The organism is Mesorhizobium sp. M6A.T.Ce.TU.016.01.1.1, assembly GCF_003997065.1.
In the GTDB taxonomy this organism is placed as follows: domain Bacteria; phylum Pseudomonadota; class Alphaproteobacteria; order Rhizobiales; family Rhizobiaceae; genus Mesorhizobium; species Mesorhizobium mediterraneum.
This window is the reverse complement of sequence record NZ_RZTJ01000010.1, coordinates 183,551-207,248: the sequence shown is the minus strand read 5'-3', so window position 1 is coordinate 207,248 and position 23,698 is coordinate 183,551. Positions and strand designations below refer to the sequence as shown.

The 23,698-nt window shown below is 63.6% G+C and carries 21 protein-coding genes; 15 read left to right on the top strand and 6 right to left on the bottom strand.

Annotated elements, in window-relative coordinates:
• Positions 1-31 precede the first annotated feature (31 nt).
• From uxuA to EOC94_RS19830, 12 genes are all read left to right on the top strand, one after another.
• Positions 32-1,216 (top strand): mannonate dehydratase, encoded by a 1,185-nt coding sequence (gene uxuA / locus EOC94_RS19885; protein ID WP_127292868.1) that lies wholly within the window; start codon positions 32-34, stop codon positions 1,214-1,216.
• A gap of 119 nt (positions 1,217-1,335) precedes the next feature.
• The gene (locus tag EOC94_RS19880; RefSeq protein ID WP_127292865.1) at positions 1,336-2,484 is read left to right on the top strand and encodes an extracellular solute-binding protein; all 1,149 of its coding nucleotides are present in this window, start codon (positions 1,336-1,338) and stop codon (positions 2,482-2,484) included.
• Positions 2,484-3,335 carry an IclR family transcriptional regulator gene (locus EOC94_RS19875; protein WP_126104795.1) on the top strand — a complete coding sequence of 284 codons (852 nt, stop codon included), beginning with the start codon at positions 2,484-2,486 and terminating at the stop codon, positions 3,333-3,335. Before EOC94_RS19880 ends, EOC94_RS19875 begins: the two co-directional genes overlap by 1 nt.
• A gap of 25 nt (positions 3,336-3,360) precedes the next feature.
• Positions 3,361-4,392, top strand: coding sequence for a sugar ABC transporter substrate-binding protein (locus tag EOC94_RS19870; protein ID WP_126104796.1), 1,032 nt, complete (start codon positions 3,361-3,363; stop codon positions 4,390-4,392).
• A 139-nt stretch (positions 4,393-4,531) separates the two neighbouring features.
• A complete protein-coding gene (locus EOC94_RS19865) occupies positions 4,532-5,515 on the top strand; it encodes an ABC transporter permease (RefSeq protein WP_127292863.1) in 984 nt (327 codons plus the stop codon).
• Positions 5,505-7,037, top strand: a complete 1,533-nt coding sequence (locus tag EOC94_RS19860) for a sugar ABC transporter ATP-binding protein (RefSeq protein WP_127292860.1) — start codon at positions 5,505-5,507, stop codon at positions 7,035-7,037. Before EOC94_RS19865 ends, EOC94_RS19860 begins: the two co-directional genes overlap by 11 nt.
• Before the next feature lie 63 nt (positions 7,038-7,100).
• The gene (locus EOC94_RS19855) at positions 7,101-8,096 is read left to right on the top strand and encodes an ABC transporter permease (RefSeq protein ID WP_127292857.1); all 996 of its coding nucleotides are present in this window, start codon (positions 7,101-7,103) and stop codon (positions 8,094-8,096) included.
• Between the two features lies 1 nt (position 8,097).
• Positions 8,098-8,883, top strand: a complete 786-nt coding sequence (locus EOC94_RS19850; protein WP_127292855.1) for an SDR family oxidoreductase — start codon at positions 8,098-8,100, stop codon at positions 8,881-8,883.
• 22 nt (positions 8,884-8,905) lie between these two features.
• Positions 8,906-10,111, top strand: a complete 1,206-nt coding sequence (locus EOC94_RS19845) for a CaiB/BaiF CoA-transferase family protein (RefSeq protein ID WP_095488193.1) — start codon at positions 8,906-8,908, stop codon at positions 10,109-10,111.
• 2 nt (positions 10,112-10,113) lie between these two features.
• Positions 10,114-10,899 (top strand): enoyl-CoA hydratase/isomerase family protein, encoded by a 786-nt coding sequence (locus EOC94_RS19840; protein ID WP_127292852.1) that lies wholly within the window; start codon positions 10,114-10,116, stop codon positions 10,897-10,899.
• Positions 10,896-12,662: a CoA-transferase gene (locus tag EOC94_RS19835; RefSeq protein WP_245465602.1), complete on the top strand. Its 1,767-nt coding sequence runs from the start codon at positions 10,896-10,898 to the stop codon at positions 12,660-12,662. Before EOC94_RS19840 ends, EOC94_RS19835 begins: the two co-directional genes overlap by 4 nt.
• A gap of 7 nt (positions 12,663-12,669) precedes the next feature.
• A complete protein-coding gene (locus EOC94_RS19830; protein WP_127292849.1) occupies positions 12,670-13,506 on the top strand; it encodes an SMP-30/gluconolactonase/LRE family protein in 837 nt (278 codons plus the stop codon).
• An 89-nt stretch (positions 13,507-13,595) separates the two neighbouring features.
• Here the strand turns inward: EOC94_RS19830 and EOC94_RS19825 are convergent, their stop codons facing one another.
• The 6 genes from EOC94_RS19825 to EOC94_RS19800 form a co-directional block, all read right to left on the bottom strand.
• A complete protein-coding gene (locus tag EOC94_RS19825; protein WP_127292846.1) occupies positions 13,596-14,489 on the bottom strand; it encodes a sugar phosphate isomerase/epimerase in 894 nt (297 codons plus the stop codon).
• Positions 14,490-14,608: 119 nt separating this feature from the next.
• Entirely contained in the window at positions 14,609-15,547 is a 939-nt protein-coding gene (locus EOC94_RS19820; protein ID WP_127292843.1) for an ABC transporter substrate-binding protein, read from the bottom strand.
• A 77-nt stretch (positions 15,548-15,624) separates the two neighbouring features.
• Positions 15,625-16,623, bottom strand: coding sequence for a ribose ABC transporter permease (locus EOC94_RS19815; protein WP_127292840.1), 999 nt, complete (start codon positions 16,621-16,623; stop codon positions 15,625-15,627).
• Positions 16,620-18,164, bottom strand: a complete 1,545-nt coding sequence (locus EOC94_RS19810; protein ID WP_127292838.1) for a sugar ABC transporter ATP-binding protein — start codon at positions 18,162-18,164, stop codon at positions 16,620-16,622. The genes EOC94_RS19815 and EOC94_RS19810 overlap by 4 nt, the downstream gene beginning before the upstream one ends.
• Complete coding sequence (locus EOC94_RS19805; protein ID WP_127292835.1) at positions 18,161-19,540, bottom strand: carbohydrate kinase; 1,380 nt, start codon at positions 19,538-19,540, stop codon at positions 18,161-18,163. The genes EOC94_RS19810 and EOC94_RS19805 overlap by 4 nt, the downstream gene beginning before the upstream one ends.
• A complete protein-coding gene (locus EOC94_RS19800; protein WP_127292832.1) occupies positions 19,537-20,319 on the bottom strand; it encodes a DeoR/GlpR family DNA-binding transcription regulator in 783 nt (260 codons plus the stop codon). The genes EOC94_RS19805 and EOC94_RS19800 overlap by 4 nt, the downstream gene beginning before the upstream one ends.
• A gap of 179 nt (positions 20,320-20,498) precedes the next feature.
• Here EOC94_RS19800 and EOC94_RS19795 point away from each other — a divergent pair, with 179 nt between their 5' ends.
• From EOC94_RS19795 to EOC94_RS19785, 3 genes are read left to right on the top strand one after another with little or no spacing between them, the layout of a single operon-like run.
• On the top strand, positions 20,499-21,542 hold the full coding sequence (locus EOC94_RS19795; protein ID WP_127292829.1) for a class II aldolase/adducin family protein: 1,044 nt from the start codon (positions 20,499-20,501) through the stop codon (positions 21,540-21,542).
• 1 nt (position 21,543) lies between these two features.
• On the top strand, positions 21,544-22,830 hold the full coding sequence (locus EOC94_RS19790) for an FGGY-family carbohydrate kinase (RefSeq protein ID WP_127292826.1): 1,287 nt from the start codon (positions 21,544-21,546) through the stop codon (positions 22,828-22,830).
• Complete coding sequence (locus EOC94_RS19785; RefSeq protein ID WP_127292823.1) at positions 22,827-23,681, top strand: TIGR01459 family HAD-type hydrolase; 855 nt, start codon at positions 22,827-22,829, stop codon at positions 23,679-23,681. The genes EOC94_RS19790 and EOC94_RS19785 overlap by 4 nt, the downstream gene beginning before the upstream one ends.
• Positions 23,682-23,698: the final 17 nt, after the last annotated feature.

The window sequence follows — 23,698 nt, the reverse complement described above, 5'->3', positions numbered from 1 at the left end:
GTTCTGTTTTTATCGCAAAGGGAAAGTCTCAATGGAACAGTGCTGGCGCTGGTATGGACCGGACGATCCGGTGACGCTCGATCATGTTAAGCAGGCAGCTGCGACAGGCGTGGTGACGGCCCTGCACGACGTATATGACGGGCGTGCCTGGCCGCTCGACAGCATTTTGGAGCGCAAGCGGATCATCGAGGCGGCAGGGCTGACCTGGTCGGTCGTCGAGAGCATTCCCGTTCACAACTCGATCAAGATCGGCTCGGCGGAACGGCTTCGCTATGTCGGCTTCTACAAGGACACGATCCGTGCGCTCGCCAAGGCCGGCATTTCGACGATCTGCTACAATTTCATGCCCGTGGTCGACTGGACCCGCACGGATCTGGCCTATCGGCTTCCGACAACGGGTTATGCGCTGCGTTTCGATGCGATCGATTTCGCCGCCTATGACCTGTTTGTGCTGAAGCGCAGGAATGCCGAGGCCGGCTACAGCGCCGCCCGTATCGCCGAGGCGGAATCGCGACTGAAGGAACTGAGCGACGAGCAGATCGACAGGATAGAGCGCAATCTCATTGCCGGCCTGCCGGCGACCGAGCGCAGCTATAATCGCGAAAGCTTTCGCGAGGCATTGGCGGAATATGACTCGATCGGGCCGAAGGAGTTGCGCGACAATCTTGCCTGGTTTTTGCGCGAGATCATTCCGGTGGCCGAGCAGGAGGGAGTGCGCATGTGCATCCATCCCGACGACCCGCCATTCTCGCTCTATGGCTTGCCACGGATCGTTTCGACCGCCGAGGACGCGCGTTTCATCCTTAACGCCGTCGACAGCCCGGCCAATGGGCTGACGTTCTGCACCGGCTCCTATGGCACGCGCGCCGACAACGACATTGTCGGCATGGTCAAGGAATTCGCCGACCGGATCCATTTCGTCCATCTGCGCAATGTAACCATCGAGGATGACGGCTCCTTCTATGAGGCCGAGCATCTGGAGGGCGGCACCGACATGGCGCATGTCATCCTCGCTTTGATGCAGGAAGAGACGCGCCGTCGCAGGGAAGGTCGCGCCGACTGGCGGATTCCGATGCGTCCCGATCATGGCCATCTGCTCGCCGACGATATCGGCAAGACCAGGATCAACCCCGGCTACTCATTGATCGGCCGCCTGAAGGGCCTCGCCGAGCTGCGTGGCATCATGCGCGCCGTGGAGCGTTTTGGGCTGGCCTGAGATCACCAAACAGGAGCCCAAACGTAGTTTTCCTATGTGAAAATGTCTTGCGCAGGTAAAAATACCTGCTAGTAATCCCCGATCGGGCTCGCGCCCGGTTCGGGAGGAATTTTTCAGGAATGACAAGGCTGCGCGGTCTGGCGTGGGATCATCGACGCTGCTGGGGTCCGCTCGACGCCAGCATCGAGACGTACTGCTCCGACAATCCCGGTCTGGAAATCGAATGGGACCGCCGCAGCCTCTACGAGTTCGGCGAGGGCGTGCTTGGTCCGGTGCTAGGCACCTACGATCTGATCGTATTCGATCATCCCTTTATCGGCGACATCGCCGACGGCGAGTTGATGGTGCCGTTCGACGGCTATTTGTCGGTGGAGCAGCGCCGCTTCTTCGAGCACGACTCGGTCGGCGCGTCCTGTCGATCCTATGCACGGAACGGCCGCCAGTGGGCACTGCCGATCGATGCCGCCTGCCAGGTCGCCTCCTATCGCCCGGATCTCCTGGAGCGCTACGCAGCGGTGCCCACTACTCATGAAGAGGTGCTGGAGCTTGGCCGTCGCGTGCGCAAGGACGGCAAGTGGCTTGGCCTGCCGTTCGTGCCGACGGACGCCATGTGCCTGCTCTTGACGCTCGGCCATCCGCAGGAGAACGGCGAGGAGTTCATTGCAAGGGACAAGGTCGAGCAGGCTGTCGCGCAGTTGCGCCAGCTTGCCGAGCTGTCGCATCCGAGTTCGTCGAAATGGAATCCGATCCGCTGCTATGACCACATGATCGCGCATGACGAGGTGGTCTATGTGCCGTTCGCCTTCGGCTATGTGAACTATGCCTCGAACGCCGACAGGCCGTATCTGCGTTTCGCCGACGTGCCGACCCCGCGATCCGCTGGCGCCTTGCTCGGTGGTGCCGGCATCGGGGTCAGCGCCCAATCGAAACACAGGCAGGCCGCCATCGACTACGCGCTTTTCCTGTGCTCGCCCGGCTACCAGCGCGGCGACTACGTGAAGTCAGGCGGACAGCCGGGATCGCTGGCGGCGTGGAAGGACGCCGAAGTCAACGATCTTTCCGGCAATTTCTTCAGCTCGACGCTTGCGACGATCGAAGCGTCCTACCTGCGCCCGACACATCCGGGCTTCATCACCTTTTTCCGCGAATGCGCTCCGCATGCGGCCGCTGCCATCGCCGGCGGCATGCCCGCGACCGAACTCGCGGATCGGCTGAACCGCCTCTACCGCGAGACCAGACGAGGCCAACCGGAACGGAGCGTCGCATAATGGCCGCCGACATAGCCCAGATCGTCGAAGAAGGCGAAAGCGGCCGCAACGGCTATCGCGTGCCGGCGGTGGAAAAGGCGCTCGACGTTCTCGAGTTCATGGCGTCCAGTGCCGAGCCGCTGACCCAGACCGAGATCGCCGCCGGCCTGGGGCGCTCCATCCATGAGATATACCGCATCCTACTTCTGCTGGAGAAGCGCGGCTACATCTTCCGGACGCAATCCGACCGCTTCCGCCTTTCGCTAAAGCTGTTCGAACTGGCGCATATGCATCCGCCGGTAAACCGGTTGGTCGAATGCGCGCTGCCAGTGATGCGCGAGCTCTCGGCCAATACCGATCAAAGCTGCCATCTGGTTGTTCGCGAAGGCGAGAGCGCGCTGGTGGTGTTGCAGATCGATTCGCCTTTGCCGATGCGCTACTCGGTCGCGCTCGGCTCGCATTTCCCGATCCTAGAAACGAGCTCCGGCGCAGTGCTGCTCGCACATTCGAACCAGGCCGAGCGCGATCGTATCGTCGAGCGGATTGTGGCTGCCGGCGAGGGGCAGGGCACGCGGGCGGAAATCGAAGCGCGGCTGAACGAGGTCGCAAGGCTCGGTTATGAGATGCGCCCCTCGCTGGCCGTCGAGGCCTGCACCAACGTCTCAATGCCGGTGCGCGATCACACCGGCGCGGTCATTGCCGCGCTCACCGTTCCGTTCCTGCCACAGAAAGCCGCGCGCTTCGATCGCGAAACCGTCTTCGAACGGACGAAAGCGGCAGCCGAGACGATATCGGCGGCGCTGGGCGCAGGTGAAATCATCGCTTCGTCACGTGCCGACCCGGAACGGCGGGACTATCCGTTCAGCAACTAAAAAGATGATAAATAGGGAGAAGAAGATGAATTGGTCCAAATCAATCCTGTTTGCCTCGGCGGCCGCGCTGGCCCTGAGCGCCGCTGCCGCGCAGGCCGAAAACATGCCGAAGCGCATCGGCTACGTCACCAACTACGCCACCCATGAGTGGTATCAGAATGTCATCAAGGGCATGCAGTCTCGCGCCAAGGAACTCGGCATCGAGCTCGAGGTGCAGGACGCCAATCTCGACATCGCCAAGCAGGTTTCTGCCGCGGAAGACTTCATGGCCAAGGGCGTCGACGTGCTGATTGTCACGCCTGTCAACGAAGAGGGCGTCGTGCCGCTGCTGCGCCAGGCGAAATCCAACGACGTCCCCGTCGTTCTGGAAGGCAATCCGGTCAAGGGCATGACGACCATGGTCGCGATCTGCGACTATGATACCGGCTACACGGCTGGCGTCGAAGCAGGCAAATACGCCAAGGAAAAGCTCGGCGGCAAAGCCCAGGTGATGAATGTCGGCCTGCCGCTCCTGTCTGCCACCGTCCTGCGTTCGCAAGGTTTCATGGACGGCCTGAAGACCATCATCCCTGACGCGGTCATGGTCCACGATCTCGACGGCGGCGGCAATCCTGACCGCGCGCTCGAAGTGTCTTCGGCGGCGCTTGCCAAGAACGCCGACATCAACATCATCTATGGCATCAACGATTCCTCGTCGCTGGGCGGCCTGCAGGCCTGGAAAGCGGCCGGCAAGTCGCAGGATAATTTGTTGACGGTCGGCACGGGTGGCGAAGGCCTTGCCTTCATCAATGCGATACAGAACGAGCCGTCCTACCGCATCGAAGCCGCGATGTTCCCGGAAAAGGAAGGCTACACCGCCATCGATGCCGCAGTGAAGCTGTTCAACGGCGAAGAGGTGCCCGAGCACATCGTCAGCCCGACCGCGCCGATGAACGGCGACGATTGGAAGAAGTACTACGATTACGACGGCACTGTCCGGACGATCAAATGGGATGCCGTCAACGCGCTTCAGCCGCCGGAAAAGTGCATGAAAACCTCCGCCGACCTGAAGAAGTAGGATCCCAAAATCGCCCTTCCCGCCGAGCGGGAAGGGCAGCGGATCGGATGCCGCCGACAAAACAGGTCAACCGCCCGGTTTAGGCGGCAGGTTTCCAATTGGCGACGGCACCCGATGCCGCCCCGGAAATGAAATGGAAATGAGCGAGCTTACGCAATCTTCCGCGCCAAGGCGTTTCATCGGCGGCCAGCTGCTGGGCAGCAGCCAGCTCGTGCTGGCGATTATTCTGGCCGTGCTCTGCATCGCCATCTCGATCGCAGCGCCACAGTTCTATTCGGAGGCCAATATCATCGCCATCCTGCGTCAATGCGCGCTGGTGCTGATCGTCGCCTCGGGCATGACCATGCTGATCATCACCGCTGAGGTCGATCTCTCGGTCGGGGCGTCGCTCGCCTTCGTCGGCTGTATCGGCATGGCGGTGCTCAACTCGACGCACAGCCTCGCGCTCGGCCTGCTGGCAGCGCTCGCCTTTGCCGGCGGGGTCGGCCTGTTCAACGGGTTGGTCGTCACTAGGCTGAAGGTGAACTCGCTGATCGCCACCATCGGCACGATGATGATGCTGCAGGGCGGCGTCTATCTGTTCACCCGCGAGGCGGTGCAGAACCACCACCGGCTCATCAGCTTCACTGATCTCGGTGCCGGCTACATCGGCGCGATCCCGCTGCCCGTCGTCATCGCAGTGGTCATCTTCGCCATCGCAGCCGTGACGCTGCGCTTCACCACGCTTGGCCGTTACCTCTACGCGGTCGGCGCCAATGAGCGTGCGGTTCGTCTTTCCGGTGTACGCTCGCAACGCCTGAAATTGTTCGCCTTCGTCGTCACCGGCCTGTGCGTCGGGGTTGCCGGCATGATCCTGTCGTCGCTGATGAATGCGGGCCAGCCGACCGCCGGACGCGGCTTCGAGCTGACGGTGATCGCCGCTGTCATCCTCGGCGGCACCAGCCTGCTCGGCGGGCACGGATCGCTGTTCGGCACGCTGCTCGGCGTTCTGGTGCTGAAGGTGATCGACAACGGCATCATCATCCTGGGCTGGAACCAGGACCTGCAGATGGTGGTGCCCGGCGTGGTCATCATTCTGGCAACCTGTCTCGACATCATCCGGAACAGAGCCAATGTCCGTTGATTTCCTTCACCCCGGCGAAGGCGCGGCCGTCGACACAAGCATGCCGGCGCTCGAGATGCGCGGCATCGACAAGCGCTTTCCGGGCGTGGTGGCGCTGGACAATGTCGACCTCACCCTGGAGCCCGGCAAGATCCACGCCTTGATGGGTGAGAACGGCGCCGGCAAGTCTACGCTCATCAAGATCATGGCCGGGGTCTACGACAAGGATGCCGGCACCATCCGCATGCGCGGACGCGAGCTCGACATCAAGTCGCCGCGCGACAGCCTGAAAGAGGGCATCAAGGTCGTGTTCCAGGAGATCGCGCTGATCTCCGAATTCACCGTCGCCGAGAACATCTTCCTCGAAGGTTATCCGACCGGCAAAGGCGGCTCGATCGACTGGAGGAAAATCCGCGCCGATTCCGCCGCGCTGTTCAACCGCATCGGCTTCAACGTCGATCCGGCGGCGCGAACGGGATCGCTGCCGGTCAGTCAGCAGCAGATGGTCGAGATCGCCCGCGCGCTCGCCCACGAAGCCCGCGTCGTGGTCATGGACGAGCCGACGTCCTCGCTGACGCCAAACGAGATTTCGCTGCTGTTCACCGTCATCCGCCGGCTGGCCGCGCTCGGCATCGCGGTGCTCTATGTCAGCCACAAGCTCGACGAGGTTTTCGAGATTGCCGACACCGTCACTGTTCTGCGCGACGGTCGGCACGTCTCGACCCGACCGATCGGCGAGCACACCAACGACACGCTGATCCAGGACATGATCGGCCGGCGCATCGAAAGCCTGTTTCCCCGCAAGCGCGGCGCGCCGGGCAGCAAGGTTGCCCTTTCCGTGCAAGGGCTCAGCACGGCGAAAAAGCTGAAGGACGTGTCCTTCGAGGCGCACGCCGGCGAAGTCCTCGGCTTCTTCGGCTTGATGGGAGCGGGCCGAACCGAGCTTGCCAAGGCGATTGTCGGCTTCGATCCGATCACCTCCGGCACGATTTCCGTCGACGGTCACCGCCTGCTGCCGCACGACACGCATACGGGTGTCCGGCTCGGCATCGGCCTGCTCACCGAAGACCGCAAGAGCGAAGGGCTGATGGGCGAATTGCCGGTTTACCAGAATGCCAGCCTCGCCTCGCTCGGCGCCTTCGCCCGTATGGGCTTCATCGACAAGGTCGGGGAACGCAAGGCGGTGCAGGACTATGTCGACCGCTTCCGCATCAAGACCCCCAGCCTGTTCCAGCAGATCAAGAATCTGTCCGGCGGCAATCAGCAGAAGGTGCTGATCTCGCGCTGGCTGATGCGGGGCCTGAAAGTGATCGTCGTCGACGAGCCGACCCGCGGTATCGATGTCGGCGCCAAGTCGGAGATCTTCGCGCTCATCGACCGGCTCGCCGGCGAAGGCCTGGCGGTCGTCATGATGACGTCGGAAATGCCTGAGCTGCTGGGCCTTTCCGACCGTGTCGCAGTGATGTGCGAAGGCCGGCTCACCGCGATCATGTCCCGCGACGACGCCACGCAGGAGAAAATCCTCAATGCAGCGATCGGATAAGACGATGACGCTTCGCGGCAGCATTCCCTGTCATCCGGCCGGCGCCTTCGAAGGGAGCAAGCGATGAGCCTGGCAAGCACTGACACCATGAAAGCCGGGCCGTCCATGCTGGCGCGACTCCTCGCGCGGCAGGAACTGGCGCTGCTCCTCTGCCTCATCCTGGTGATCGCATTCTTTTCCTTCACGGCCGAGAATTTCTTCTCCGTGCGCAACATGACCAACGTGCTCGGGCAGGCGTCCCTCGCGCTGACCGCCGGCATCGGCTGCGCCATCGTCTTCATGTCAGGCGAGGTCGACATTTCGATCGGGTCGCTGCTGGCGACCATCGCGCTGCCGCTGATCATCATCATGAACGACACGAACTCCCTGCTGCTCGGCATCAGTGGCGCGCTGTTGTTCGGGCTGATCATCGGTGTGGTGAATGGCTATCTCACCGCCTATGCCGGGATCAACTCGCTAATCGTGACGCTCGGCACGATGTTCATCATGCGCGGCGGCGTCTATCTCTATACCGGCCAGCGCGCGATCCCCGACGATGCCGCTCTCGACAGTTTCATTGCGCTGTCGGATGGCCGCCTGTTCAATGTCGTTCCCTATTCGGCGGTGATTGCGATCGTCCTGCTTGCCGCCTTCGCCTACATGATGCGCCACCGTCCGTTCGGACGGCAGATCTATGCCGTCGGCGGCAATCCGGAAGTGGCGCGGCTCGCCGGCTATGACGTGCGCCGCGTCAAGTTCATCTGCTTCATCATCAGCGCGATGCTGGCAACGGTTGCCGGCATTATTCTCGCGGCTCGCGTCGGCTCGGCGCAGCATACGGCCGGACTGAATTTCGAGTTCCAGGTCGTTGCCGCCACGGTGCTCGGCGGCGTCAGCCTTGCCGGCGGCATCGGCAGCCTGACCGGCATGGCGCTTGGCGTGCTGATCCTGCAGTTCCTGTCCAACGGGCTGCGCGGGCTCGGTCTGCCGACCGAGTGGCAGCTGGTCATCACCGGCATGATCATCATAGCCGCCGTCGCCCTTGACGAGGCGAAGCGCCGGCGTGCGAACGGAGGCTGACATGGCTCGCTTGCAGGGAAAGACCGCCGTCGTCACCGGCGCCGCCGACGGCATCGGCCATGCGATCTCGGAGGCGATGGCGAGAGAGGGGGCGCATGTCTTTCTGAGCGACATCGCCGACGAACAGGGCGAAAGTTTCGCTGCGGATTTGCGCATCGCCGGCCACCGTGCCGACTACCTGCATTGCGACGTGTCGAAGGAGGCCGACATCGCCAACCTCATCGACACGGCCGTCAAGAAGGCCGGACGTCTCGACGTGCTGGTCAACAACGCCGCCATCGCCATCGGCGGCATGCCGGTGCATGAGATGACCGACGAGCAATGGCATCGGCTGATCGCGGTCAACCTGACCAGCGTCTTTCGCGGCTGCAAATACGCTCTGCCGCATATGATCGCGCAGAAATCGGGTTCGATCATCAATATGGCCTCGGCGCAGGGGCATATCGGGCTCGACGGCTGGACCGCCTATGCCGGGGCCAAGGGCGCGGTGATGGCGATGACGCGCCAGATGGCGGTCGAGTTCGGCCCGCTCAACATCCGCGTCAACTCGATCTCGCCAGGCACCATCAACACGCCGATGAACGACAAGCTGATCAAGGAGATCGGTGGCAATCTCGCCAAGGCCTGGGTCAAGATGCATCCGCTCGGCCGCATCGGCAAGCCCTCCGAAGTGGCCGAAGCCGCTGTCTATCTGGCTTCGGATGCCGCCGGCTTCACCACCGGAACCGACCTGCGCGTCGATGGCGGGCTCACCGCCGCGCCGCGATATGTCCCCGACCTGCTTTGAAAAACACGAAACGAGACATGAAATGAACAAGGCCCTCGAAGGCGTCCGCATCCTCGATTTCAGCCATCTGCTGCAGGGGCCATTCGCCACGCAGTTGCTAGGCGACATGGGCGCCGACGTCATCAAGATCGAGCGCGCCGGCGCTGGCGACATGTTCCGCAGCATGACCTTCTTCGCCAAATGGGTCGGCGGTTCCGAGAGCCCGAACTTCCTCGCCTGGAACCGCAACAAGCGCTCCATCGCGCTCAATCTGAAGAGCCGTAAGGTGCACGCCATCGTCATGGACATGGCCAAGAAGGCCGACGTGGTGGTGCAGAATTTTCGCCCCGGCGTACTGGCCAAGCTCGGTTATGGCTACGAGGACTTCAAGGCAGTCAATCCCGGCATCATCTATTGTTCGGGCTCCGGCTATGGCGAGGAAGGCCCTTATGTCGAGCGCCCCGGCCAGGACATGCTGATCCAGGGGCTGTCCGGTCTGATCTCCAACACCGGCCGCGGTGACCAGGCTCCTGTTCCGGCCGGCGCCGGCCTCGCCGACCAGATCGGCGCGATGAACATGGTCTACGGCATATTGTCGGCGCTCTACTATCGCGAGAAAACCGGCAAGGGCCAGAAGATCGAGGTCAATCTGCTGGCCGGGATGCTCGCGCATCTCAATCAGGAATATGTCGCCGTGCTCAATCTCGGCGAGGATTTCGTGCGCCCGAATTCCGGTATCGGCCATCCCGGAATGCAGGCTCCGTTCGGCATCTACGAAGCGAAGGACGGCGGCCATGTGTCGATCGCCATGAGCCCGTTCAAGACGCTGTATGAGACATTGGAGGCGCCGCAGCTTGCCGTCTACGACGATCTGAAGACGCTGTTCGACAAGCGCGACGAGGTGTTCGAGAAGGTCAACGCCGAGACCAGAAAGTTTGCGACGCAAGACCTGCTGGCGCGGCTGCTTGCAGTCGATATCTGGTGCGCCGAGGTGAAGGATATCCGCCGCGCTGCCGAGGATCCGCAGGTCAAGCACATGGGCATGATCACCAGTTACGATCATCCGCGCGGCGGCAAGGTGAGGGTGGTCGCGCCGGCGGTCAAAATGAGCGAGACGCCCGCAACCATCGAACGGCCCGCCCCGCTGGTCGGCCAGCATGGTCGCGAGATCCTGGCCGAGTTCGGCCTCTCCAAAGACGAGATTGCAGCACTTGAGGCGTCCGGCGACATGACCGTGGACGCTACCTGACGATGGCCGCCTACCAGACACTTACCGTAGAAGTCTCGGGTCGCGTCGCGGTCGTCACCTTTCGGCGCGCCGACCAGCTCAATGCCATGAACCGGCTGATGCAAGGCGAGATCACCGGCGCCTTCGAGGCGCTGTCCGGGGATGACGGTGTCGGTGCGATTGTGGTGACCGGCGAGGGGCGCGGCTTCATGGCCGGCGCCGACATCAAGGAATATGCTGGCCAGACGGCTGCCGAGTTCGATGCCTTCCAGGCCGCCGGCACGCGCATGTATGCGGCGATCGAGAACAATCGCAAGCCGGTGATCGCCGCGGTCAATGGCTTTGCGCTGGGTGGCGGCATGGAACTGGTGCTGTGCTGCGACATCGTCATCGCCAACCAGTTCGCGAAGCTCGGCCTGCCGGAGATCAAGCTGGGTCTGATCCCCGGCGGCGGCGGCACACAGCGCAGCGTCCAAAAACTCGGCCGCAACCGCGCCAATCTCCTGCTGATGACCGGCGCCATCGTGCCGGCTTCCGAATTCATCGCGGCTGGACTGGTCAACGAAGTCGTCGACGTGGAAAGGCTGATGCCGCGGGCGCTGGAAATCGCCGAGATGATCGCCGCCGAACCGGCTACCGCGGTTGAGGGACTGAAAGCGCTGACAGCGCATGCCGTATCGGGCGACCTGGCCAAAGGCTTTGCCATGGAACGCGATATTCTGGGCGGGCTTTATCGCAGCGAGACCGGCCAGCGGCGGGTGAAGGCGTTCGCCGAGAAAAGCGCGGCGCGGACGAAGGCTGCGCAATGATATCCCTGGTCAAGCCGAACCGGCCGCGCTTCACCGATGTCGAGGGGCTGGCCGCGATGGTCGGCAGCGGCGACGCCTTCGGTGTCGGCGGCCACCATTTCGCCCGGCTGCCGATCGCCTTGCTGCGCGCCATCGCCCGCTCGGGCGTTAGGGATTTGCGCTATGTCTGTTGGGCCGGAGGGCTGCCGCTCGAACTGCTTCTCGAAGCGGATGCAGTAGCGGAAATCGACCTCTGCTTTTCCAGCCTGGATATTTTCGGCCTTCCGCCGCGTTTCCGCGCGGCTGCCGAGACGAATGCCGTGCCGGTTCGCGACTGGACGGCGCTGGCGATGATCCAGGCATTGCGGGCGGCGCAGCAGAACCTGCCGTCAATGGCGTTCCAGCTTCCGCAGGGGTCGGACATGCTCGTGCGTGTGCCGGGCGCGCTCGCCGCGCCCGATCCCATTGCCAGGACTGAGACCGGGTTCATCCCGCCACTGCGGCTCGATACGTTCGTCGTCCACGCCCAGCGCGCCGACGAGAGCGGCAATGTCCAGATCATCGGGCCGCGGGCGCTGGACTTTGCCATGGCGGGCGCGGCGCGGCAGGTGCTGGTCACGGTCGAGGAGATTGTCCCTGTCGGGGCGCTGCGGCATGATGGGCGCCAGAGCATTCTCACCCGCAATCAGGTTTCGGCCATAGCGCTGGCGCCGGGCGGCGCCTATCCGGCCTCGTGCCTGCCGTTCTATGTGACCGATTATCAAGCGTTGTCGGGGGCGTTCGCGGCCAGGGAGACATCTTTGGCGAACAGCCTGGGCGTGCCTTCCGAAGGCGTGCCGAGGCGGGTTCAAGACGCTGCGAAAGTCCGCGCTGAAACAGTCCTCGCAATGCCCGAGCTCGCGCAGGGCGAAAAGAAGGCGTCCATCGACGAGATCATCGCTGCCCGTATCGCCGCCGAACTCGACAACGACAGCTTTGCCAGTGCCGGCGCGGTGTCGCCGCTGGCCAATGTCGCCTACCGGCTGGCAAAGGCGACGCACGCGCCTGACATGATCATCGCGACGATGAGTTGCGGCCATCTCGATATCGCGCCGAGCCCGATGATCCTGTCGCTGATCGAAAGCCTCGATTGCGAGACGGCGGTGGCGCATGCCGGTGGCGACGACACCTACTCGACCTACTATCAGGCCGGTGCGGTGACCCATGAGATCGTCGGCGCCGCGCAAGTCGATCGACGCGGTCGCGTCAACACCATCGCGCTGCGCAAGCGCGACGGCGGCCTAATCCGGCTGCCTGGGCAGGGCGGCATGGCCGACGTCGCCAACATGCACCGTGACTATCTGCTCTACGTTCCCCGCCATTCGGTGCAGTCGCTGGTAGAGGACGTCGAGATCGCCAGTTCGGCGCGCGGCCTGCTCACCCAGAATGAACGCGAGCCGATGGGCTATCGGACCGGCGAGGCGCTGGTGTTCACCGATCTTTGCGTGTTTCGGCTCGACCGGTCGAGCCGGGAATTGATCGTCATCGAAACCATGCCTGGCATCACGCAGCAGCAGATCCGTGATGCCACCGGCTTTCCCGTGACATTCGATGCCGACTGCCGGCAAATTTCGCTCCCCTCGAACGACACACTTGGTGTCCTGCGAAACCGGATCGATCCCCTCGGCCTGCGCCGCCTGGAATTCGTCAGCGCCAAGGAGCGGGGGGCACTGATCGCCGAGATTCTTGCCGCCGACCGCATCATGGTCGAGCGCTGCATCGCCGCGCAGACCGCAGGAGGCTGAAGCTCCCATGGCAAAGCCGTTGCTTGAAATGGCCGCCGCCCGGGTCTTCTTCGACGGTATCTTCACCAGTCCGCGCGTCGCCCATCCGGAGGGCGTGGCCGTCCACCGCGACGGGTCCATCTGGTGCGGCACCGAAACCGGCGACCTCTTGCGGCTGGCCGCCGATGGCGGCTCGGTCGAACGCATGGGTGGCACGGAAGGTTTTCTGCTTGGTATTGCCTTCGACAGCGCGGGCGACTGTTTTGCCTGCGATTTGAAGTATTCGGCGATCTTTCGCTGGAATGCCGGGACGGGTCTTATGGAACGCTTCGCCTCGGCTGGTATCCGCGTGCCGAATTATCCGATCGTCGACGAGACACGAGGCTGGCTCTATGTTTCGGACAGCGTTGGCGAAGACAACCGCTCTGGCATCTTCCGCTACGACCTCAAGACGGGCGACGGCGGCCTGTGGTGTCGCGAAACCATGGCCTTTGCCAATGGCATGGCGATGGCACCGGATGGCAGCGGGCTTTATGTCGTGGAAAGCAATGCGGCGTGCATCAGCTATGTGCCGATCCTGGCTGACGGCGCGGCAGGGGCCCGGCGTGTCGTCGTCGAAGGCGTGCACAATGTCCCTGACGGGTTGGCTTTTGCGCCCGACGGCTCGCTTTTCATTTCATGTTACGAGCCAAGCCGGATCTATCGCTGGCGCCAGGACAGAGGCCTCGAAGTGCTGATAGAGGATCCGGCTGCGACGACGCTCGCCCACCCCACCAACATCGCCTTCAAAGGCAAAAAACTCTACACCGCCAATTTGGGTCGATGGCATATTACCGAGATCGACCTGGCCACAATTCAAAACTAGATTTTGTTTGAGCATCGGATTTTCCCAAAACCGGTACCCACTTTGGGTCCGATGCTCGAGCCACGCCTGATTGATGAGGCCGGGTGGTGCTAAGGTCGATGGCTTGATGAAACAAGCTCGGCTTTGCGCCGTGCCGTCTCCAGCCCGATGGCGATGAAGCGGCGCGCATGCCGCGCCAGCTCCATGTTGTCGGTCCATAGATTGCGCCAGATGGCAGTTTTCTTCGAAAGGTTCTCGTCAACGATCTCCGACGAGAAGGATTCGAAACTGAGATCATCGCTATAGCCGATTGCGGTCAGCGCATCGAAGATCGCGGCAAAGTCGATGTTGCCGGTGCCGAGGAAGCCGCGATGGCTCTCGCCTATATGGACATAGCCGATCTTCTTCGCGGCGTGGCGGATGGCCAGTCCGACATCGGCCTCCTCGATGTTCATATGGAAAGTGTCGAGATGCAGGAAGATATTGTCTGAGCCGGTGTCTTCGATAAAGGCCAGCCCTTGCGCCGCGGTGTTGAGCAGATTGCTCTCGAAGCGATTGACGATCTCGAGGTTGAGCGTGACGCCGGCGGCCTTGGCGGTCTCCGCGACCTTAGCGAGTGTTCCGGCGCTGCGGTTCCATTGATCGCGCGTCGGCGCCTGCGCCTGCAATCCATGGCTGGTGCTGAGGATGCCGGCGACCTTCTGACCACCCAGATCGCGAGTAAGCGCGATCGTATCCTTGAGGATTTCGACGCCGTGCGCGGCAACCGTCTTGTCGGCGCTCGAAATGTCACCGTCGGCCGGCAGCCCGATGCTGATCGCCACGCCGAGATCGAGGCCGGCGATGCGCTTGGCCAGCCCGTCAATGTCGACATTGGCAGGATCGAGATAGGAGAATTCGATCAGGTCGAAGCCGGCCTCCCTGGTGTTGGCCAGCGTCCGTTCGAGGTCGCCTTGCGCCGAGCTTGCCGACCAGACGAAAGAATGGATTCCAATGCGCGACATGATCGTCTCCTGCTGGTCGAGAGCATCGGACCCAAAAGTGAAAACCGGTTTTGGGAAAATCCGATGCTCAAACAAAAACGGTGCGGCCGGTCATCCCGGCCGCACCAGCCTTGGGAGGCTTAGCGGGCTGCGGTCCAGCCCATGTAGTCCTTCAGGTTCTCGGCCGTGATCAGCTGCGGGTCGAGCAGCACCGTCGCCTCGGCCGGCTTTTTGCCGGCAAGCACTTCAGCCGCCATCTGCAGCGATTGGCCAGCCATCACATAGGGGTCCTGCGAGGCCGAGGCCTTGATCATCGACGTGCCGGAAGAGAGTTCCTTCTCGATATCAGGCGCGCCGTCGACCGCGGTGAAGATGAACTCCGAGCGATTGAGCTGCTTGGCCGCAAGCTGGGCGCCGATCGCCGTCGGATCGTTGATGGCGAACACCGCGTCGATTTTGTCGAAACGTGTCAGCAGCGACTGGAACACCTTCAGGCCGCCGTCGCGCGAGCCTTCGGCATTCTGGTCGTCGGAGAGGATCTTGATATCCGGGTGCTTCGCGAGAACGTCCTTGCAGCCCTTGACCCGCTCCAGGATCGACGACGATGCCGGGCCATTCAGGATAACATAGTCGCCCTTGCCGCCGGTATGGTCGACCAGATATTGGCAGGCCGCTTCGCCGGCTTTGACGTTGTTGGTCATCACGGTGACGTCGGCGTCCGGCGCCGAAACGTCGAACGCGGCAACCACGATGCCCGCCGCCTGCGCCTTCTTGACCGCCGGTGCGATCGCCTTGGCATCGACGGCGTTGAGCATGATCACGTCGACCCCGGCAGCGATGAACGAGTCGACCTGAGAGACCTGCTTGTTGAGGTCGTAGTCGGCCGACACCGACGTCACCTCGACATTCGGGTTGATCTTCTTGGCCGCGTCTTCGATGCCCTTGATGGTGGCGACGAAGAACGGGTTGCCGAGCAGGCCGACCGAGATGCCGACCTTGTTCAAATCCTTGGCCGAAGCCGGTGCGATGGCGACGGCCGCGAGGGCAACGCCGCAGAGCAGTTTAGCGATGGTCTTCATTCTTTCCTCCTGATGCCCCGCGCCTCTCACGGTGCGTTACATGAAACCGGGTCGTTGACGCCGGCGACTAAGGTCAATCACGTTCTTGCTCCTGCCTGGAGCCTGTAGCGGTCGAGGGCGACCGCCACGATGATGACCAATCCCTTGATGATGTACTGCCAGATGTCCGAAACACCGGCCAATATGAGCCCGTTGGAGAGCACCGCGATGATCAGGCCGCCGATCAGCGTGCCCCAGATCGAGCCGACGCCGCCGACGAAGCTGGTGCCGCCGAGAATGACCGCGGCGATGGCGTCGAGTTCGTAGGACTGCCCAAGCTGCAGCCCGTTGGCGGCGTAGAGCCGGGCCGCCGACATGGCGCCGCCAACGCCGGCCAGAAGGCCGGAAACGCCATAGACGAAGAGCAGCACCAGCGGCACCTTGATGCCGGTGAGACGGGCGGCCTCGGCATTGCCGCCGACGGCATAGATCCAGGTGCCGAGCACGGTGCGTTTGAGCACCAGCCACGACAGCACCACGACCGACAGAGCGATGATGACCAGCCAGGGGATGCCGAACAGCGAACCGTTGCCGATGAAGTCGAACGGCAGGTCCGAGTTGAACACCGTGGTGTCCTGGCCGAGCAGGCGGGCGACACCGCGCACAGCTGTGAGGGAACCCAGCGTGACGATGAAGGGCGGCAGCTTGATGTAGGCGACGAGCAGCCCGTTGATGATGCCGAAGCCGAGGCCGACCAGAATGGCCGCCGGCACGCCGAGCATGCCCCATTCCGGCACCAGCGACACCATCACCGCCACCATCGCGGAGGCGGCAAGGATGGCGCCGACGGATAAATCGATGCCGCCGGTCAGGATGACGAAGGTCATGCCGGCCGCAAGCACGATGTTGATCGACGACTGCTGGGTGACGATCAACAGGTTGGTCTCGGTCAGGAAGCGCGGGTTCATGAACTGGAAGCCGGCCGCCAAAAGGATCAGGACCGGCAGCATGCCAAGCGCGGCGAAGGCGGTGCGCAGCCGCCGGTTCTTGCCGACAGCCTGGTCGCCCGCGCTTATCTCGGTTGCCTTGTCGGTCATCGCTTGGCCGCCCCCGTTGCAAGTTCCATGATTGCTTCCTGACTGAGCGGCTGGCCTTCGGATGCCGTCACCTCGCCTGCTATGGTGCCGTCGCGCATCACCAGCACGCGGTCGGCGACGCCGATCACCTCCGGCAGTTCGCTGGAGATCATCAGGATGGCGATGCCCTTCTTGGCGAGATCGTCGATCAGCCGGTAGATTTCCGACTTCGCCCCGACATCGACGCCGCGGGTCGGCTCGTCGAGGATGAGGACCCGCGGCTCGGTTTCGAGCAGGCGGGCGAGCAGCACCTTCTGCTGGTTGCCACCCGACAGCGAGCCGGCATTGGCCTGCACCGACCTGGTCCGGATGGAGAGGTCGGAAACGGCCTTGGCGGCGCGCCTTTCGGCCGTCGCAAAGTCGCGCAAGCCTCCAACCTGCGCGTCTCTTGCGAGCACGCCCATGCTGATATTGTCGGAAATCGACATGTCGAGGAACAGGCCGAGTTCCTTGCGGTCTTCGGTGAGATAGGCAATGCCGGCATCCAGCGCCTCGCGCGGCGAGCCGATGGCTATCGGCTTGCCGTCGAGTTCCAGCGTGCCTGATGTGTGCCTATCGGCGCCGAAGATCAGCCGTGCGAGCTCGGTGCGGCCCGAGCCGACCAGGCCCGCCAGCGCCAGCACTTCGCCCTTGTGCAGGTCGAAGGAGCAGTTCTTCAAAAGATTGCCGTCCGACATACCCTGCACCGATAGCGCGATCGCGCGCTTGCTGTCCGGCGGGCGGTGATCCTTCTTGTAGAAGGCGGACAGGTCACGGCCGACCATCATCGAGACGAGACGCGAGGCGTTCAGATCGGCGCGCTCGAGCGTGCCGACATAGCCGCTGTCGCGCAGCACGCTGACGCGGTCGGCAAGCTGGTAGACCTCTTCCATGCGGTGGCTGATGTAGATGATGGCGATGCCTTGCGACTTCAGCGTTGCAATGACCTCGAACAGCCTGTCTGTCTCGCGCGAGGTCAGCGACGTCGTCGGCTCGTCCATGACGATGATGCGCGCGCTGGTCGACAGGGCGCGGGCGATCTCGACCATCTGGCGCTCGCCGAGCGACAGGCTGGAGACAAGGGCGCGCGCCGAGAAGGAGACGCCGAGCCGCGCGATGATCTCGTTGGCGCGCCGATTGCACTGGTCGCGGTCGACGATGCCGAACCGTCTCGGCTCGTTGCCGAGGAAGATGTTCTGCGCGACCGTCAGGTTGGGCGCCAGCGACAGCTCCTGATAGATGACGGCAATGCCGTTGGCGCGCGCCTTGATCGGGTCGCCGGTGGCGACCGGTATGCCGTCGATCAGGATGTCGCCGCCGGTATCGGGCCGGTAGGCGCCGGACAGCACCTTCATCAGCGTCGACTTGCCGGCGCCGTTTTCGCCCATCAGCGCGTGCAGTTCGCCGGCGTGGACGGTCAGCGACACATCCTGTAAGGCGCGGATCGGACCGAACGTCTTCGAGATATGCCGCATCTCCAGCACCGGCTGGCTCACTGTTTCGATCCGGGCCGCGGCGGTCATCGTGCACCTCCCGCTGCAGCATCAGCGACGCCTCGGTCGGTGGCGAGACTACGCCAGCTGTCGCGATAGCCGGCAAGCCCGGCGAAGCTTGAAGCACGGACAGGCTCCGGCGCCTCGGCGGCGAACTCGCGTCCAACACTCTCGAACGCAAGAGCCGCCGCTCCGGTGGCGCTGCCCTCCGGCGTGGCGCCCTGCATGAAGGCCTGGCCGGGACGCAGCTGCGCCAGCAGGCTGGCGAGCAGGCCACCACTGTTCAGCCCGCCATCGACGATCACGGTGTTGTTCGAATGGATCAGGTCGAGACACAGATCGACCATTAGCGCGACATAGAGCAGCGCCACGGCCGCGCGCTCCTCCGCGTTGGGTGCGCGCCCGACCAGTTCGCCGGGATGGCCAGGCATCGGCCCACCTGGCGCGAAGCTGGGCAGCGCCATGATGCCGGCGTCGATCACCTGCTGTAGCGTGGAGCGGTCGATTGCGCCTTGCCAGCCGGCGCTGATCGTCGCGAATTCACGCCCGCCCATGAAGCGGATGGTGGGCACCGGGCCACCATCGACATCGACATTGACCAGCATGTCGCGGTCGCGATCGAGCGCGTCGAGTGGGCAGTCCGGGTTGAGCACGATGACCCAGGTGCCGGTCGAGACGACAGTGACCGGGCCAAGCTCCTGCCGGCGATAGGCATACAGTGCCGCATTGCTGTCATGGACACCGTTGTGGATGGCGATCGGCCACGCCGCCTCGCCGAAGCGCTGCTCGCCGATGACCGCGCCGGCACGCTCGAAGTCGGGCATCTGGCCGCGCCATCCCTCTGCGTCGACCAGCGAGGAGAAATCGCGCTTGCGCGGCGCCCACAGATGCGAGTGACAGCCCAGATACGACACTTCCGAGACCGCCCGGCCGCCAAAGCGCCAGCTCCAGTACTGCGGATAGCCGAGGATCGACTTTGCCGCAGCGAACGCGCCGGGCTGCACTGCCTTCAGCCACAGCATGTGGCGGCCATAGTTGAAGCCGAGCGGCAGATGCGGCGAGAAGGTCTCGGCAAAATCCGGAATGCGGCGATCGATCTGCGCGGCAATCTCAGCCGGCGGTTCCTGCTCGTAGTCGAGGATCGGATGCGTCAGCGCCGCATCGTCAACCAACGCAAAGGTGCAGCCATGGCCCGAAACCATCAAGCCCTCTATGCCATGATTGTCGACCGCGTCGTCGACGGCGCGAGCCGCCCAATCGTGAAGCGCTGTCTCGTCGAGCACGCTGAAGCCGCCTTTGCGCGTCCAGCTCGGCTGGGTCCGGCGCTCGTCGAGAATCTGCCCGTCCTGGCCGAAGACGAATAGCTTCGAGTTGGTCTTGCCGAAGTCGAGGACAGCCACCTTCATTGGATGGCTCCCGAGGCAGAGGCGATCCGCACCATGACGCCGGCGTCTTCCAGCATGCGCGCGTCAGCGTCGGACAGGCCGTCATCGGTGACCAGAGTGCCGATGCGGGACAAAGGCAGCGCGACGTTGCGCGCGTGGATCGACAGTTTGCGGCTGTCGGCCAGCACCACGATCTGGTCGGCGCATAGGCTGAGTTCGACGATGGAGCGGACCAGCAGCGGATGCGATTCCAGCAGGCCCTCCTGGCCGATGCCTTGCGCGCCAAGAAAAAACTTCGACGCATAGAACGGCACGGCCTGAGTGAGCGAATGGATGATGCCCGGCTCGCGATGAAGCTCACCCCCGGCAACGGTCAGGCTGCAATGGCCGTGGTCGCTCAGATAGGCCACGAGCGGCATCGAGTTGGTATAGAGCCGGATGTTGCGGTCGGCGAGCTTGGCCCCGAGATGGAAACAGGTCGAACCGCCATGCACGATGACGGCGTCGCCATCGCGCACCATGGTCGCGGCGAGAGCGGCGATCTGCCGCTTGGCCTCGACCGCGAGATCGCGGTTCTCGTCATAGGGCCTGGCATAGGCGACGCCCGCCTGCGAGGCGCCATCGAGCGCCGAGATGCCGCCGTAGACCTTCCGTGCTTCACCGGCCTCATCGATCTTGTCGATGTCGCGCCGCACCGTCGCAGCCGACACGCCGAGCCGCTCCTGCAGCTCGCGCACCGAGGCGAAGGGGCGATCCCGCAACAACTCGACGATCTGACGCTGGCGGCCGGAGTCGCTCAACGGATACCCTCCCGAAATGCCATTTTGCCACGGCAATTGGTGCAACTTACTCAAGGTGTATCAGATTGCAAGCTCGATTTGACGAGATAAGATCACTATTGACGTAACTTACTCGCATCTGCGATACCAGCGTCACCATCCAAAGCCGTGGCCACGCGGCCGGTTTGTGGAGGAATTCGATGGCAAACTATGCGGATGCGCAGGAATTGGCTGCTTTGCGGTCGCTTTCGGCCAGCATCGGGCGCGACCCGCATTTGACCCAGGCCGCGGGCGGCAACACTTCGCTGAAGGCTGGCGACACACTCTGGATCAAGGCTTCCGGTACTTGGTTGAAGAATGCGCTCGCCGAGGACATCATGGTTCCCGTAGCGATCCCCCCGCTGCTTAGGGCTGTCGAGCAGCGCGACCCGGCCGCCGATCAGCCACAAGGTTTCGCCATCGAGGCGCTCAATGCCCGCAAGCTGCGTCCCTCGATCGAGACCACGGTTCATGCGCTGATGCCGCAGCGCGTCGTTCTGCATGTCCACTGCGTCGACACCATTTCGCTTGCTGTGCAGGCCGACTGCGAGGCTCAAATCGCTAAGCGCCTGGATGGCATCGAATGGGCGTATGTTGCCTATCGCCGGCCGGGCCTGCCGCTTGCCCAGGGCATTGCCGAGCGCCTTCGGCCTGGGGTCGATGTGCTGATCCTTGCCAATCACGGCCTGGTCGTCGCAGCCGAGACCGTCGCTGGAGCCGAGGCGCTGCTGCGTCGCGTCACAGGGCTGCTGGCGCGGCCGCCGCGCGAGGTGGCGGAGCCAAACGTTGCCGCATTGACGGCGCTCATCGGACGCACCGGTTACAGGTTGCCGGCGGATATCGAAGCGCATGCGGCCGCGATCGATCCGGAAAGCTGCCGCATGGCGTCGGGAGGCAGCCTCTATCCCGATCACGTCATCTTTCTCGGCCAGGGTTCGGTCGTGGCGAGACCTGGCGAGGATGTGAAGCGTGTCACCGAACGGTGCGGCACGGCACCCGCGGCAATCCTGTTTCCCGGGCTTGGCGTGCTGATGCGCGGCGACGCCAGTGCCGGCGCCGACGCCATGCAACGCTGCCTCGCCGACGTGACGGCGCGGGTCGACGTCGCGGCGAAGCTGAACTATCTGACCGCCGCGGAGAATGATGAACTGATCAACTGGGACGCCGAGCAGTATCGCCAGAAACTCAATGCCGCCGGCGGCTGACATGGCGCGTTCAATCGACCAGCTTTCGATCGGCATCGATATCGGCACATCAGGTGCGCGCGCCGTCGCTATGCGGCCGGACTTTTCGATAGCCGCGCGTTCCGCCGTTCCACTCGACAGATTTGGCCAGGATGCCCGCGACCCCTCGGTGTGGTGGTCAGCGGTCGGTGCGGCGCTGACGGAACTGCTTTCAGGCATCGATCGCGCGGCGGTCCGGTCGATTGCCGTCGACGGCACTTCGGGCACGTTGCTGCCGGTCGACGGCGCCGGGCGGCCGCTGGTCGAGCCGCTGATGTACAATGACAAGGTCGAAGACGACGCCATTCTGGCGGTGATCGCGCGCGAGGCGCCGGCAGCGAGCGCAGCACTTGGGGCGACGTCCGGTCTCGCCAAGGCGCTCTGGTTCCAGCGCCTGCCCGGCGTCGCCGCGGTGCTGCATCAGGCCGACTGGATCGCGGCACAGTTCTCCGGCCGCTTCGATATCAGCGACGAGAACAATGCTCTGAAAACCGGCTACGACGTCGAGGCCCGCCGCTGGCCGGACTGGATCGCGGCGACCGGCATGTGCATGGAATTCCTGCCTCGCGTCGTCAAGCCGGGCGATGTCACGGGAACGCTCACCGCGCGTGCGGCGGACCTGTTCGGCCTGGAGCGTGACGTGGCCGTGGTCGCCGGGACGACGGATGGCTGTGCGTCGTTCCTGGCGACGGGTGCTGCGGCAGTTGGCGACGGCGTCACCGCGCTGGGGTCCTCGCTGACCATCAAGATCCTCTCCGACCGGCCGATCTCGGCGCCGCAGTTCGGCATCTATAGTCACCGGTTGGGAGATGCCTATCTGGCGGGTGGTGCGTCGAATTCGGGGGGCAAGGTGCTGGCGCAGCATTTTCCCCTCGCGCGCATCATCGAGCTGAGCGCGGCGATCGACCCCACGACGGAGACCGGCCTCAACTATTATCCGCTTCCGGCGGTCGGCGAACGCTTTCCGATCGCCGATCCTGCTCTGCCGCCACGCCTGACGCCGCGGCCTGCGGACGACGCCGACTATCTGAAAGCGATGCTGGAGGGCATTGCCGGGATCGAGGCGCTCGGCTATCGCCGGCTTGCCGAGCTCGGCGCCCCGCGACTGACGTCGGTCAGAAGCGTCGGCGGCGGTGCGGCAAATCCTGCCTGGACCGCGATCCGGCAGCGCAAGCTGGGCGTCGGTTTCCTGCCGGCGCTTTCGGACGAGGCGGCCGCCGGCACGGCGCGGCTGGCGCTGATGGGCGCAATCGAAGCGGGGCTTTTGTGAGCACGAAAACAGTTGAGCATCTAGACGGCATCGGCGCGCTGGTTGAGCGCTATCAGGTGTTCCTGCTCGATCAGTTCGGCGTGCTGCACGATGGCACCAATCCTTATCCGGGCGCCGTGGAGGCATTGTCGGCGCTGAAGCGCGCAGGCAAGACGATTGTGCTGGTCTCGAACTCGGGCAGGCGGGCACGGCCCAACGAGGCCCGCTTGCTGAAGCTCGGCTTCGAACCAGGAAGCTGGGATCAATTTGTCTCTTCCGGCGAGATCGCGTGGCGGTCGTTTCATGAAATGGCGGCATCTGGAAAGCTGCGTCCAAACACCAAGTGCTTGCTGATCAGCAGGGAAGGCGACCGCTCGGCGATTGAAGGTCTGTCTTTCGCGTTGACCAGCGACGGCGACGATGCCGAGCTGGTGCTGATCGCCGCCAGCGAGGGCGATCGCTACGATCTCGAGCATTATCGCAGACTTTTTGAACCGGCAGCAATGCGGCAGGTGCCATGCTTCTGCACCAACCCCGACAAGATCATGCTGACGGCAGTAGGCCCCCGCTTTGGCGCCGGCCAGCTTGCGGTCCTCTACGAGAGCCTCGGCGGCAGCGTCACCCGCATCGGCAAGCCCTACGCGCCGATCTTCGATGCCGCGCTGGCGCTGGCGGGCAACCCGGACCGAAGCACCGTGGTCTGTGTCGGAGACAGCGTCGAACACGATATCGCCGGTGGAATTGGCGCCGGCGTGGCGACTGCGCTGGTCTTATCAGGAATATTGGCGGACACCCGCGACCTGACCGACCTTTTCGATGGGCTGAACGCATACCCGGATTACACCACCGATTTTTTCAAATTTGCCGATTGAGGACGGTAATTTCCCCG

What these genes read in the sequence shown, in the direction of transcription:
- uxuA (WP_127292868.1), top strand. Translation starts at nt 32, where the DNA reads ATGGAACAGTGCTGGCGCTGGTATGGACCGGACGATCCGGTGACGCTC.
- EOC94_RS19880 (WP_127292865.1), top strand. Translation starts at nt 1,336, where the DNA reads ATGACAAGGCTGCGCGGTCTGGCGTGGGATCATCGACGCTGCTGGGGT.
- EOC94_RS19875 (WP_126104795.1), top strand. Translation starts at nt 2,484, where the DNA reads ATGGCCGCCGACATAGCCCAGATCGTCGAAGAAGGCGAAAGCGGCCGC.
- EOC94_RS19870 (WP_126104796.1), top strand. Translation starts at nt 3,361, where the DNA reads ATGAATTGGTCCAAATCAATCCTGTTTGCCTCGGCGGCCGCGCTGGCC.
- EOC94_RS19865 (WP_127292863.1), top strand. Translation starts at nt 4,532, where the DNA reads ATGAGCGAGCTTACGCAATCTTCCGCGCCAAGGCGTTTCATCGGCGGC.
- EOC94_RS19860 (WP_127292860.1), top strand. Translation starts at nt 5,505, where the DNA reads ATGTCCGTTGATTTCCTTCACCCCGGCGAAGGCGCGGCCGTCGACACA.
- EOC94_RS19855 (WP_127292857.1), top strand. Translation starts at nt 7,101, where the DNA reads ATGAGCCTGGCAAGCACTGACACCATGAAAGCCGGGCCGTCCATGCTG.
- EOC94_RS19850 (WP_127292855.1), top strand. Translation starts at nt 8,098, where the DNA reads ATGGCTCGCTTGCAGGGAAAGACCGCCGTCGTCACCGGCGCCGCCGAC.
- EOC94_RS19845 (WP_095488193.1), top strand. Translation starts at nt 8,906, where the DNA reads ATGAACAAGGCCCTCGAAGGCGTCCGCATCCTCGATTTCAGCCATCTG.
- EOC94_RS19840 (WP_127292852.1), top strand. Translation starts at nt 10,114, where the DNA reads ATGGCCGCCTACCAGACACTTACCGTAGAAGTCTCGGGTCGCGTCGCG.
- EOC94_RS19835 (WP_245465602.1), top strand. Translation starts at nt 10,896, where the DNA reads ATGATATCCCTGGTCAAGCCGAACCGGCCGCGCTTCACCGATGTCGAG.
- EOC94_RS19830 (WP_127292849.1), top strand. Translation starts at nt 12,670, where the DNA reads ATGGCAAAGCCGTTGCTTGAAATGGCCGCCGCCCGGGTCTTCTTCGAC.
- EOC94_RS19825 (WP_127292846.1), bottom strand. Translation starts at nt 14,489, where the DNA reads ATGTCGCGCATTGGAATCCATTCTTTCGTCTGGTCGGCAAGCTCGGCG.
- EOC94_RS19820 (WP_127292843.1), bottom strand. Translation starts at nt 15,547, where the DNA reads ATGAAGACCATCGCTAAACTGCTCTGCGGCGTTGCCCTCGCGGCCGTC.
- EOC94_RS19815 (WP_127292840.1), bottom strand. Translation starts at nt 16,623, where the DNA reads ATGACCGACAAGGCAACCGAGATAAGCGCGGGCGACCAGGCTGTCGGC.
- EOC94_RS19810 (WP_127292838.1), bottom strand. Translation starts at nt 18,164, where the DNA reads ATGACCGCCGCGGCCCGGATCGAAACAGTGAGCCAGCCGGTGCTGGAG.
- EOC94_RS19805 (WP_127292835.1), bottom strand. Translation starts at nt 19,540, where the DNA reads ATGAAGGTGGCTGTCCTCGACTTCGGCAAGACCAACTCGAAGCTATTC.
- EOC94_RS19795 (WP_127292829.1), top strand. Translation starts at nt 20,499, where the DNA reads ATGGCAAACTATGCGGATGCGCAGGAATTGGCTGCTTTGCGGTCGCTT.
- EOC94_RS19790 (WP_127292826.1), top strand. Translation starts at nt 21,544, where the DNA reads ATGGCGCGTTCAATCGACCAGCTTTCGATCGGCATCGATATCGGCACA.